Origin of the sequence: Enterobacter cloacae complex sp. ECC445, assembly GCF_021892025.1 — a bacterium.
Taxonomy (GTDB): domain Bacteria; phylum Pseudomonadota; class Gammaproteobacteria; order Enterobacterales; family Enterobacteriaceae; genus Enterobacter; species Enterobacter chengduensis.
Genome location: NZ_JAKLRZ010000035.1, coordinates 23,315 through 36,368, shown reverse-complemented (window position 1 = coordinate 36,368; position 13,054 = coordinate 23,315). Strand labels below are relative to the sequence as shown.

Here is a 13,054-nt window from a genome sequence, read left to right as displayed (position 1 = left end):
CATCCCCATAAAAAAAACCCACACCCCCCCCCCCCCCCCCCCGGGGGGGCGCCCCGCCGGGGGCGCCCCCCCCCCGCGGCCCCCGCCCCCGCCCCCCCCCCCCCCCCCCCCGCCCCGCCCCCCCCCCCCCCCCCCCCCCCCCCCCCCCCCCCCCCCCGCCCCCCCCCCCCCCCCCCCCCCCCACCCGCCATCTTCGTTAAATATATCCTGTTAGTACAGCGCTTTACCGCTGCTGTCTTTCACGTTGGTTTTCCATGCAGCACGAATCTGCTCAACCACGCTGTCTGGCAGGCTGGCGTAGTCCAGGTAGTTAGCCTGTTTGCCGCCGTTTTTGTATGCCCAGTCGAAGAACTTCAGCACTTCAGCGCCCTGCTCAGGTTTCTTCTGCTCTTTATGCACCAGAATGAAGGTGGTGGAGGTGATTGGCCATGCACCTTCGCCCTTCTGGTTAGTCAGATCCTGCGCGAAGGATTTGCTCCAGTCAGCGCCTTTGGCGGCGTTAGCAAAGTTCTCTTCGGTCGGGCTAACCGGTTTGCCGTCGGCAGAAACCAGTTTGGTGTAGGACAGGTTGTTCTGCTTCGCGTAGGCATACTCTACGTAGCCGATGGAGCCCGGCAGACGCTGAACGAACGCGGCGATACCGTCGTTACCTTTACCGCCCAGACCGGTAGGCCAGTTAACGGTAGAGCCGGAGCCGACTTTAGATTTCCACTCTTCGTTCACTTTTGCCAGGTAGCTGGTGAACACGAAAGAGGTACCGGAACCATCCGCGCGGCGAACCACGGCGATGTTCTGAGAAGGCAGCTTCAGGCCTGGGTTGAGTTTAGCGATCGCTTCGTCATCCCATTTTTTGATTTTACCCAGGTAGATGTCGCCCAGGGTTTTGCCGTCCAGCACCAGCTCGCCCGACTTCACGCCCGGCAGGTTGATAGCCAGAACCACGCCACCGATCACGGTAGGGAACTGGAACAGGCCTTCCTGAGCCAGTTTGTCATCAGACAGCGGGGCGTCAGATGCGCCGAAATCAACCGTGTTCGCGGTAATTTGTTTCACGCCACCGGAGGAGCCGATACCCTGATAGTTAACCTTATTACCGGTTTCTTTCTGGTAGGTATCCGCCCATTTGGCATACACCGGCGCAGGGAAGGTTGCACCAGCGCCAGTCAGGCTTGCTTCTGCAAATACAGAGAACGCGCTCAGAGATAAGGTCGCGGCGACAACAGTTGCGACAGTGGTACGCATAACTTTCATAATGTCTCCTGCAAGATTTTCGTAAATCATTGTTTAGTGGCTACGATGAGCAAAATAGGACAAACAGGTGACAGATAAATGTACGAATTATGACAGTTTTATGACAAACACAGAGAGAGGTGTAACCACATGAAAAATATAGCGCTTAATTCATCGAGCATTCATTTTTTTGTCATTTATTTTTGCATTATCGCCGTTTTGTCCGGGAAATATGACAACGGCTGTCACAAACAGCCGTTGTGGGATTAATGGCCGATTTCAATCGTCAGGGTAGCCGTGGCGTTGAACGGACCGGGCGCGGGTCTGGATCCGGTTGCGCTAGCCGGAGCGCTTGAAAACGTGAGTGTTCCCAGCGTCTCGCCTTCAAGAGTCACGGGCATTTTCGTCGTTTCCGCCTCAAGTTCGCCGCCGTTCACATTAATTTCCCTGTTATGTTTATCGTAAATCTTAATACCCACGTCAGGATTATCGGTAACCACCATCGTACCGTCGGCTGTCGCGGCAGAGGCCTGGAAGGTTGCCCCCAGAGTGTCGGTAAACATCATATTTGAACATTTGATATTAACCTGCCGGGTAATCTTGCGGGAAGACAGCGCCTGACCCCGGTTTGCTGAGAATTCAGATGCCAGAATAGACTTGAAATCAATCATTATCGCCTGGCCTTCATCTATTTCGCAGGTTTGCGGGACCGTGACCGATCCCTGCACAATCACATCCGAAATGATTTCATTCGAGACGGTACGGGGATCGATAGTGGCGTAGATATTGGCCATGACCATCGACGGTATGGCGATCGTGCCGGTAAACTGTTTTTTGACATACAGATAAATAAAGCCCGATCCGCCGCTGTAAAACGTGGTTTGCGAACTGACGCCATTATGACACCGGTACGTTCCCCCAATGTCATTTGGCAGGTGATCGAAGGGAACGGTGGTGTAGCCAACGCCAAGAATGTAGATTTGCAAACCGATATCAAGATACTTATTGAGATAATAATAGGAGATATTGTTTCTGCTCGCGCTGGGCTGCAGGGCTGGATTAACCACGCTGGTGATGTAAGCATGATCGTAACTTTCATTTTTCCCCGTCAGGCAGTAACACGTTCCTTTAAACGAGGTCGTTGAGTTATTCATATCGATCATATGCTGCATACCAACAAGGTTATCAAGCGTCGTTAATTGTTCCGCGACAGTGAAATAGTTATGGTATTTGCCGTTGTCCGGCACGCAGTAACCGGTAGGCGCCGCCTGTAAAAAAAAGCAGCAAAAAAAGAGCGTAAAAAGCCAGAAGTGCGGTTTCATTCTTATCCTTTATCGACAAATGACGGGCAGTTGCACCAGTCCGGAATCAGGTTTCTGATGGATGTGATAATCAGCCAGACAGAGCTTGCCGCTGCTGAGCGTGAGTGAAAATTGCCCCGATTCAGGCATCCCGGCGAGATAGAGTTCACCTTTGTCACCGACAATCCCCGTTGCGCTTCCCACATCAAGCGCAGCGGTACCCACCGCGCCAAACGGCGCAGGCTTGCCGTTCGCAAGTGAAACGCTAAACAGCACCCGATAGCCGATGTGAGTAACAAACTCGGCTTTCACCACCGCGCCACGCGTAGGCACCAGGTTTTGCACGCTGCGTTCCAGCTCAACGTTGCCTGAAACAAAATCCTTATTCTGAAGCGCAATACGGTTCTCATCGTAGGGTGAAAGCTGCGTCTTCACGGTGTAGCCGCGCCAGTCGGTGGCGACGCCGCTGGCGTTATCTACCGATAACCCTGCCGCGCCAGGCGCTTTGATCAGCGCCACCGTTTCGCCCATCTCCTGCGAGAAGGTGATACCTTCGTCGTGGATCAATATGCCGCCGCTGATGCCGTAGTTCAGGTTTTGGCTTTCGTCGCTCCAGGCATAATTTGTCTTTAGCGATCCGTAGGACGCATCCCAGACCAGACCCGCATTTCCCGCCGAGGTGCCGCGGTTTTCATACACGGACTGCTGTATGTTCCAGCTCAGATTGTTATCGTCGAGCAGATTGCCGTTCAGCCCAATCTGGTGTGAAGGTGTGCCATGGTTACTATGGGCGTAGTTGTAGTTGGCGTAGCTGTTGGGTAACCAGTCCGAAAGCGGCAGAGACAGCGACAGCATAACGATATGCTCGCTTTCGTCTTCTTGCTGCCACTCTCCCATGCTGTCAGACACCGTATCGGTATAGTTCCACGACAGGTTCCACACGATCTGCTTCCAGCTGTTGCTGTAGCCTATCTGAACCAGGCGCTGCACATCGTCCGTACGCCAGAATTGCTCCCGGCTCAGCGTAAGATAGACATTACCGTATCCCTCGGAAAACGGTTGGGTCCAGGTGCCTTCTACCCGGCTGCGGCGGTTGCCCGTCTGCCAGAAGTTATCGCTATCGCCCGTGCGCGATGCCCATTCGCCCAGGGTGTAAAACCCTTCCGTTGAATAGCGATAGCCTACAATACGCAGGCTGGTATTGCTGACGTCGAACGTTTTTGAGTACAGAAAACGCCAGGATTGCCCCTGCTCGTCATCGTCCGTAAAGTGCGACCGGGCATGGGTAATATCCATCGAAATAGCGCCAATGTTGCCGAGATCTTTACCAATACCGGCGGCAAACGCGCTGTAATCGTCTGCCAGCTGCGTGCCACCATAAAGCGTCATACCCCATGCCATCCCGTGCAATACCTGCGCCTGCATCACCTCTGGCATAAACCGATCGTTATCACGACGCTGACCGATACTGATGTCCACATCCGTCTGCCCCTCACGACGCAAAATCGCCAGCGAAGCGTAAGGTTGAACAAAGTGCTGTTCGCTGCCGTCTTCCTCTTTAATGGTGACGTCCAGATCTCCGCCGCTTGAGGTGGTATTGAGATCGGTCAACGCAAATGGCCCCTGCGGCACCGCCGACTGATAAATCATGTAGCCGTTCTGACGGATGGTGATTACGGCGTTCGTTTTCGCCACGCCGCGCACCACCGGTGCAAAACCGTTCTGGCTATCGGGGAGCATGTCGCTGTCGGTGTACAGACGCACGCCGCGTACCTGTGAACTGTCGAAGAGATCGCTCGCGGTCCACGTATCGCCTGCCATGGCCTGACTGCGCAGGCTGGCAATATCATGCTGTAAGTACGTACTCAGCGAACGAACATTACCGCGGCTGTTGACCGCATTTAAGGCGCTATAGTTACGCAGCCGCCATCCGCCAATGTTCACGCCGCTGCGTAAATTCAGGTAGTAGAGATCGTCACTGTCATAGTCTGACTTCAGCGTCTGGGTCGTGGAGAAATCGTAGTTCAGCATCAAAGCGTCAATCCCCGGATCCCAGCGCGAAGGCGATATGGCGTCACGCGCCGTGGCGTCCAGATAGACCTGAGGGATAGACGCCTTCAGCGCGAGCTTTTCGCTGTCCAGCGACCATTTCGCGCCAGGCAGCACCGGGACCGGTTCACAACCTTCAGCGTTCACCGTATCCAGCTGTTTAATCGCGTTCACTTTCAGCCCAAACGTCGCCAGCGTGTTTTTGACATCCACAAAACAAGGTGCCAACGCACTCTCAGGATCGCGGCGGAAAAAACGCACCGCCCTGCGCTCAATGAACCGATCGTTAACATAGATATCAACCTGATATTCCCCTTCAGGCAGATTATCCGGACGATTGAACTGGCTAATGTCGACCTCAATGGGCCGATCTAGCTCCAGCAGACGCGCGTTAAATAGCGGCTGTGCGGCGCTGGCGAGAAGCGGATAGCTTCCTCCCAGCCACAGCAGGGATAAAACCAAATAGTGAGAACGTTTCAACGCAAGCAACCCCGCCGCGGTTAAAGAGGTTGCTGAATGGCGTCGCTAATCGCGCCGTAATCATTAATACTGTGCCAGGTGAGCGTTTTGCTCATGCCGGCAGGCAGCGCCAGCCGACGTGTCTCAAACGGCATAATCATCGCCAGGTCGAGCGGTTTGCCATCAATAGCCACGTCGATCACATTGACGTGGATGGCCGTTGGGTTGGTGACCACCAGCATGCTGCCCTGGCGTTGCCATTTTACTTTCAGCGCGGCTGTTTCAGGCGTTTCCTTGACACCCGCTGGACGCCAGAAGAGTTTAATGCGCGTTTTGATGGCAATTTCCAGCTTGCTGCTCTCTTCGGTTGTCGACGGCGGAATATTTTTAATGTTCAGCCAAAACACGGACTCCCTGTCAGACGGTAATTCGCCCTGAGTCTTAATGATACGCAGTACGCGCTCCTGGCCGGGCTCCAGGCGGGAGATGGGAGGGATAACCGTAAACGGCGGCTGGTGCTTATCCGCAGTGTTAAAAGGCTCCACCCACGACTGAAGAAGGTAAGGCAGTGCCGTATCTTTATTTAAGACAGAAATAGTCGTGTCTGCTTTATTTCCAGGGAAGATTACGCGGGTGCCACCAATAACTATTCCGGCACTTGACGTCCCGGTACCGAATGAGAAAAGTAGAGCAACAAATAAAATTATAAAACGCCTGCGCATATTATATCCTGTAACAGGCCTGGATAATTCCCGATGAAAGGGCGTAACAAACCCTGCCTCGCCAGGCCTGATTGTTTTTTTACAGAAAAAGACTGAAGGAATTAATTACTGTATGTAATCGTAAATTCCGAATCCGCATTGGCAGTGCCCGCCGTTACGGTTGCAGACGTGGCGATATAGCGAGCCATAAAGGGCAATGACGCCTTGCCAGATGAAATACTGGCAGGTGTTGACTGATTGTAGAGCTTAAGCTGGCTGTTATCGGCGCGGTTATAAATTGCAATCGCAACGCCACTCGCCCCGCCTGAGGACAGCTTCAGGTACCCGTCGCCGTCTTCGGTTCCGTCAAAACGGGCGCTGGCTTTTTTGTAAGTATCCGGGCAGTTCAGCAGATCGATCTGGAATGCCTGAACCGACGCCATTGACCCCACGCCGGTAAACGTTGATTTATTGACTTTGCCTAAATCAACGGTTTGGTTTTTAGTACCGGTAGACACCTCACAGGTACTATCGATAATTTCGCCCGTGAAATGGATAGTACCATTACCATTGGCCGCGTATGCCTGCGCACCAAAAAATATAGAGGAGAGCACAATCATGCTCTTTAACGTATTTCCTTTCATTACAACACCATCCTGAATTATATATTGCAAAATACTATTTCCCTGATAAATACTTCAGGGCATACAAGCGAAGAGCATTAAACGCTTTAAAATAAAAAATAACAAGAAGAAATATTATTCTATTATTCTCGCCCGCTGAATATGGAATAAATCAGGATAAAATGAGGTCTCAATATAATATTATATTTAAAAATAACAGGATTGATTCTACTCGGATTTATATATCTATATTATTTCCGAATTATATTTTCAGAGGAAATTTATATTTACCGATCAAAAAATAGCCCCACAATCATAGATTTATGGGGCTATTTCACTTCAATATATAAAATTATTCAACCGTGACCGATTTCGCCAGGTTACGCGGCTGGTCAACATCGGTGCCTTTGATCAGCGCCACGTGATAGGCCAGAAGCTGCAGCGGAACGGTGTAGAAGATCGGCGCAATCACCTCTTCAACATGCGGCATCTCGATGATGTGCATGTTGTCGTTACTGACAAAACCGGCATCTTTGTCGGCGAAGACGTACAGGACACCGCCGCGGGCGCGTACTTCTTCGATATTAGATTTCAGTTTTTCCAGCAGTTCGTTGTTAGGCGCCACAACGATGACCGGCATATCCGCATCAATCAGCGCCAGAGGGCCGTGCTTCAGCTCGCCTGCGGCATAGGCTTCAGCGTGAATGTAGGAGATCTCTTTCAGCTTCAGCGCGCCTTCCAGCGCGATCGGATACTGATCGCCACGGCCCAGGAACAGGGCGTGATGTTTGTCAGAGAAATCTTCCGCCAGTGCTTCAATGCGTTTGTCCTGAGACAGCATCTGCTCAATACGGCTCGGCAGCGCCTGCAGCCCGTGAACGATGTCGTGCTCAACGGAAGCATCTTCGCCCTTCAGGCGCGCCAGCTTCGCCACCAGCATCAGCAGAACCGTCAACTGAGTGGTAAACGCTTTGGTAGAGGCCACGCCAATTTCGGTGCCCGCTTTGGTCATCAGCGCCAGATCGGACTCGCGCACCAGTGAAGAACCTGGGACGTTACAGATGGCCAACGAGCCCAGGTAACCCAGCTCTTTAGAAAGACGCAGCGCTGCCAGGGTATCTGCCGTTTCACCGGACTGAGACAAGGTGATCATCAGGCTGTTGCGACGCACAGCGGATTTGCGGTAGCGGAATTCAGACGCGATTTCTACATCGCACGGCACGCCCGCCAGGGATTCAAACCAGTAGCGAGAAACCATACCGGAGTTGTACGAGGTACCGCAGGCCACGATCTGAATATGCTCAACCTTGCCGAGCAGTTCGTTCGCGTTTGCGCCCAGCTCGCTCAGATCCACTTCACCGTGGCTGATGCGCCCGGTGAGGGTGTTTTTGATGGCGTTTGGCTGCTCGTAAATCTCTTTCTGCATGTAGTGACGATAAGCGCCTTTGTCACCCGCGTCGTACTGCAGGTTCGATTCGATCTCCTGACGTTTCACCTGCTCGCCTTTGGTATCGAATACGGTCACGCTGCGGCGAGTCACTTCCGCGATATCCCCCTCTTCAAGGAAGATAAAGCGACGGGTAACCGGCAGGAGCGCCAGCTGGTCAGACGCGATAAAGTTTTCGCCCATGCCCAGACCGATCACCATCGGGCTACCTGAACGCGCTGCCAGCAACGTGGACGGATCGCGGGAATCCATGATCACCGTGCCGTACGCACCGCGAAGCTGAGGGATAGCGCGCAGCACCGCTTCACGCAGTGTACCGCCCTGCTTTAGCTCCCAGTGCACCAGGTGAGCAATTACTTCGGTGTCGGTTTCAGAGACGAAGGTGTAGCCGCGCGCCTTCAGTTCTTCGCGCAGCGGTTCGTGGTTTTCAATAATGCCGTTATGCACCACCACGATGTGTTCAGACACATGCGGGTGCGCGTTACCTTCAGACGGTTCGCCGTGCGTCGCCCAGCGGGTGTGCGCAATACCGGTACCGCCGTGCAGCGGATGTTCTTCCGCAGCCTGGGCCAGCATCTGCACTTTACCGAGGCGGCGCAAACGGGTCATATGACCTTCTGCATCGACGACAGCCAGACCGGCAGAGTCGTAACCACGGTATTCCAGACGACGTAAACCTTCGAGAAGGATTTCAGCAATATCACGCTGCGCAACTGCGCCAACAATTCCACACATAGTTAGATTTCCTGATTATGGCGTTATGCCATGCGTTGTCGCTGACCTGTATTTGCCCTTTCCGGGCGCCCCGAGCCTTGTAGAGAGTGGGGTTATTTTTATGGGTACTGCTTGTGGGGGGAGGATTATATTATCCCCTCACCCCGGCCCTCTCCCCAAAGGGGCGAGGGAGAAAAACACCGCACCGAACGATCCCCTCTCCCCTTTGGGGAGAGGGTTAGGGTGAGGGGTAAATCCGTTACTTTTTCTTCACCGGGCGTTTCCAGCCCTGCTTGTGAACCTGCGGCACGCGGCTGAGCACCAGCTCATTATCGGCGACGTCTCGCGTCACCGTCGTTCCGGCAGCAATCGTTACGCCGTTACCCACGGTAACAGGGGCCACCAGCTGCGTGTCGGAGCCCACGAACACATCATCACCGATGATGGTTTTAAACTTATTCGCGCCGTCATAGTTACAGGTAATCGTCCCTGCACCTATATTCACGTTGTCGCCAATTTCCGCATCGCCCAGATAGGTCAGATGACCGGCTTTCGAGCCTTTACCCAGACGCGCTTTTTTCATTTCTACGAAGTTACCCACGTGAGCGCCTTCCAGCAGCTCAGCGCCAGGGCGCAGACGCGCAAACGGGCCGATGGTGCAGGCCGCATCCAGACGCGCATCTTCCACCACGCTGTACGGGCTGATTTCGCAGTCGTCACCGATGACGCTGTTTTTAATCACGCAGCCGGCGCCAATTTTGACGCGATCGCCTAGCGTGACGTGACCTTCGAGGATAACGTTAGTATCAATTTCAACATCACGCCCGTGAGATAACGAACCACGCAGATCGAAACGCGCCGGATCGCGCAGCATCACCCCTGCCAGCAGCAGTTTCTCAGCCTGTTCGGACTGATAAACGCGCTCCAGGCGGGAAAGCTGAAGGCGGTTATTTACCCCTTCAGTTTCGCTAATACGGGCCGGATGAACCGCCGCAATCTCGCGCCCTTCCCGGTACGCCATCGCAATGATGTCGGTGATGTAGTATTCACCCTGCGCGTTGTTGTTGTTGAGAGTCGACAGCCAGCGCTTCATATCCGCGCCGTTGGCAATCAGGATACCGGTGTTGATCTCCTGAATCTTGCGCTGTTCATCGCTGGCATCTTTATGTTCAACGATCCCCGTTACGTTGCCGTTTTCACGGGTGATGCGGCCATAACCGCTTGGATCGTCCAGCACGACGGTCAATAAACCGATGCCGCCCTGCGGTTTGGCTTCACGCAGGCGGGTTAGGGTCTCAACGGAGATCAGCGGGACATCGCCGTAGAGCATCAAAATGTCTTCGTCATCCGCAAAGAAGGGCGCTGCCTGCTGCATCGCATGACCAGTACCGAGCTGTTCGGCCTGAAGCACCCAGTTAAGTTTGTCATCGCTCAGCGTTTTTTTAAGCAGATCGCCGCCGTGGCCGTAGACCAGGTGAACCTGACCGGCACCCAGTTCATTCGCTGCATCAATGACATGCTGCACCATTGGCTTTCCTGCAAGCGTGTGGAGCACCTTAGGCAGATCGGAATACATGCGGGTTCCTTTGCCTGCGGCAAGGATCACCACGCTCATCGCACTGTTTGACATACGCATCCTGACGGTAGTTTGAGTGTGAAGTAAAAACGTTTGATGCTTAAAATTCTACATCTTTTTCATCATGAATTAAGGCCGAAAAAAAAAGCCAGCCTGGTATCCAGACTGGCTTTTGTGCTTTTCAAGCCGGTGTTACATCGCTTTTTTGGTCAACTCGATAACGCGCAGTTTCGCGATCGCTTTGGCCAGTTCCGCAGACGCCTGAGCGTAATCCACGTCACCATGAGAGCTGCTAATGTGCTCTTCAGCCTTACGCTTCGATTCCAGGGCTCGCGCTTCGTCGAGATCCTGGCCACGAATAGCGGTATCGGCCAGAACGGTCACACTGCCAGGCTGCACTTCAAGAATGCCGCCGGACAGATAGATAAACTCTTCGTGACCGAACTGTTTAACGATGCGGATCATACCAGGCTTAATGGCGGTGAGCAGCGGTGCGTGACCCGGGAAAATACCCAGTTCACCTTCACTACCCGTTACCTGGATTTTCTCGACCAGACCAGAGAACATTTGTTGCTCTGCGCTGACGACGTCCAGGTGGTAAGTCATTGCCATATCACCCTCCGATTAAGGCGTTAAAGTTTTTTGGCTTTTTCCACTGCTTCTTCGATGGAACCAACCATGTAGAACGCCTGCTCCGGCAGGTGATCGTATTCGCCTTCCATGATGCCTTTAAAGCCACGGATGGTGTCTTTCAGGGAAACGTATTTACCTGGAGAACCGGTGAATACTTCCGCAACGAAGAACGGCTGGGACAGGAAGCGCTGGATCTTACGCGCACGTGCTACCACCAGTTTGTCTTCTTCAGACAGCTCATCCATACCCAGGATGGCGATGATGTCTTTCAGTTCCTGGTAACGCTGCAGCAGGGACTGTACGCCACGCGCGGTGTCGTAGTGTTCCTGACCCACAACCAGTGGATCCAGCTGACGGCTGGTGGAGTCCAGCGGGTCAACGGCCGGGTAGATACCCAGAGACGCGATCTGACGGCTCAGTACCACGGTTGCATCTAAGTGCGCAAAGGTGGTGGCTGGAGATGGGTCAGTCAAGTCATCCGCAGGTACGTATACCGCCTGAACGGAGGTGATAGAACCGGTTTTGGTAGAGGTGATACGTTCCTGAAGAACACCCATCTCTTCCGCCAGCGTAGGCTGATAACCTACCGCTGAAGGCATACGACCCAGCAGTGCAGATACTTCCGTACCGGCCAGGGTGTAACGATAGATGTTATCAACGAACAGCAGAACGTCACGGCCTTCGTCACGGAACTTCTCAGCCATAGTCAGACCGGTCAGCGCAACGCGCAGACGGTTTCCTGGCGGCTCGTTCATCTGGCCGTAAACCAGGGATACTTTGTCCAGAACGTTGGAGTCGGTCATTTCGTGGTAGAAGTCGTTACCCTCACGAGTACGTTCACCTACGCCCGCAAACACAGAGTAACCGGAGTGCTCGATCGCGATGTTACGGATCAGCTCCATCATGTTTACGGTTTTACCTACACCCGCACCACCGAACAGACCGACTTTACCGCCCTTCGCGAACGGACACATCAGGTCGATAACTTTGATACCGGTTTCCAGCAGTTCCTGAGAGCTGGACAGCTCTTCGTAGGAAGGTGCCGCGCGGTGGATAGCCCAACGCTCTTCTTCACCGATGTCGCCTTTCATGTCGATTGGCTGACCCAATACGTTCATGATACGACCCAGTGTTGCTTTACCTACCGGGACTTCGATCGGGTGCTCAAGGTCTTTGACTTCCAGACCACGACGCAGACCGTCGGAAGAACCCATCGCGATGGTACGCACGATACCGCCGCCGAGCTGCTGCTGAACTTCCAGCACCAGGCTCTCGTTACCATTCTGTACCTCAAGCGCGTCGTACACGCGTGGTACGGCGTCCTGAGGGAACTCGACGTCCACCACGGCGCCGATTACCTGGACAATCTTTCCAGTAGCCATCTTGAATCCTCTACGTAATTCGTAAACCTGGTTAAACCGCGGCGGCCCCCGAGACGATCTCGGTGAGTTCCTGAGTAATGCTGGCCTGACGAGCTTTGTTGTAAACCAACTGCAGCTCTTTAATCAGGCTGCCGCCATTATCGGTCGCGGCTTTCATCGCCACCATTCGTGCGGCCTGCTCGCTGGCCAGGTTTTCTACAACGCCCTGATAAACCTGAGATTCAACGTAACGACGCAGCAGGGTATCCAGCAGCGGTTTCGGATCGGGTTCATACAGGTAATCCCAGGCTTTGTGCTTCAGCTCGTCATCTTCTGATGCCGGTAAAGGCAGCATCTGAGTGATCGTAGGCACCTGAGACATGGTGTTAATAAATTTGTTGCTGACAACGTACAGTCTGTCCAGACGGCCTTCATCATAGGCCTGCAACATCACTTTAACCGGGCCGATCAGTTCGGACAGGGAAGGGTTATCACCCATACCGGTCACCTGAGCGACAATGTTGCCACCAACGGAGTTAAAGAAAGAGACGCCTTTAGAGCCGATCATTGCGATATCGCACTGAACGCCTTTTTCAGACCATGCTTTCATATCCGCCAGCAGTTTTTTGAACAGGTTAATGTTCAAGCCGCCACACAGACCACGGTCGGTCGACACCACCAGGTAGCCCACGCGCTTAACGTCGCGTTCTTCCAGGTAAGGGTGCTTATATTCCAGATTACCGTTTGCAAGGTGACCAATCACTTTGCGCATGGTTTCTGCATAAGGACGGCTGGCCGCCATGCGATCCTGCGATTTACGCATTTTGGAAGCGGCGACCATCTCCATCGCTTTAGTGATCTTTTGCGTGTTCTGGACGCTTGCGATCTTACTACGTATCTCTTTTGCGCCGGCCATGAGCTTCTCCTCAATGCCAGGCGGCTTGTCCTGAGACAAGCCGC

At 53.6% G+C, this 13,054-nt stretch carries 10 protein-coding genes; all 10 read right to left on the bottom strand.

Going from position 1 to position 13,054, the window contains the following annotated elements:
• Positions 1-210: 210 nt before the first annotated feature.
• The 10 genes from pstS to atpG all read right to left on the bottom strand — a co-directional run bounded on the left by pstS (position 211) and on the right by atpG (position 13,010).
• Positions 211-1,251 carry a phosphate ABC transporter substrate-binding protein PstS gene (pstS, locus tag L6R44_RS21975; RefSeq protein WP_237425412.1) on the bottom strand — a complete coding sequence of 347 codons (1,041 nt, stop codon included), beginning with the start codon at positions 1,249-1,251 and terminating at the stop codon, positions 211-213.
• A 245-nt stretch (positions 1,252-1,496) separates the two neighbouring features.
• Positions 1,497-2,477, bottom strand: a complete 981-nt coding sequence (locus tag L6R44_RS21970; protein WP_237425411.1) for a fimbrial protein — start codon at positions 2,475-2,477, stop codon at positions 1,497-1,499.
• Positions 2,478-2,561: 84 nt separating this feature from the next.
• Positions 2,562-5,042, bottom strand: coding sequence for a fimbria/pilus outer membrane usher protein (locus tag L6R44_RS21965; protein ID WP_442876516.1), 2,481 nt, complete (start codon positions 5,040-5,042; stop codon positions 2,562-2,564).
• Positions 5,043-5,080: 38 nt separating this feature from the next.
• Entirely contained in the window at positions 5,081-5,761 is a 681-nt protein-coding gene (locus L6R44_RS21960) for a fimbria/pilus periplasmic chaperone (RefSeq protein WP_032644265.1), read from the bottom strand.
• Positions 5,762-5,862: 101 nt separating this feature from the next.
• Entirely contained in the window at positions 5,863-6,384 is a 522-nt protein-coding gene (locus tag L6R44_RS21955; protein WP_237425410.1) for a fimbrial protein, read from the bottom strand.
• Positions 6,385-6,715: 331 nt separating this feature from the next.
• Positions 6,716-8,545 carry a glutamine--fructose-6-phosphate transaminase (isomerizing) gene (gene glmS / locus L6R44_RS21950; RefSeq protein WP_237425409.1) on the bottom strand — a complete coding sequence of 610 codons (1,830 nt, stop codon included), beginning with the start codon at positions 8,543-8,545 and terminating at the stop codon, positions 6,716-6,718.
• Positions 8,546-8,783: 238 nt separating this feature from the next.
• On the bottom strand, positions 8,784-10,154 hold the full coding sequence (gene glmU, locus L6R44_RS21945) for a bifunctional UDP-N-acetylglucosamine diphosphorylase/glucosamine-1-phosphate N-acetyltransferase GlmU (protein WP_032644270.1): 1,371 nt from the start codon (positions 10,152-10,154) through the stop codon (positions 8,784-8,786).
• Positions 10,155-10,292: 138 nt separating this feature from the next.
• Positions 10,293-10,712, bottom strand: a complete 420-nt coding sequence (locus tag L6R44_RS21940) for a F0F1 ATP synthase subunit epsilon (protein WP_006177560.1) — start codon at positions 10,710-10,712, stop codon at positions 10,293-10,295.
• A gap of 20 nt (positions 10,713-10,732) precedes the next feature.
• Complete coding sequence (atpD, locus tag L6R44_RS21935; protein ID WP_003862362.1) at positions 10,733-12,115, bottom strand: F0F1 ATP synthase subunit beta; 1,383 nt, start codon at positions 12,113-12,115, stop codon at positions 10,733-10,735.
• Between the two features lie 31 nt (positions 12,116-12,146).
• Positions 12,147-13,010, bottom strand: a complete 864-nt coding sequence (atpG, locus tag L6R44_RS21930) for a F0F1 ATP synthase subunit gamma (protein WP_032644272.1) — start codon at positions 13,008-13,010, stop codon at positions 12,147-12,149.
• Between the last annotated feature and the right edge of the window lie 44 nt (positions 13,011-13,054).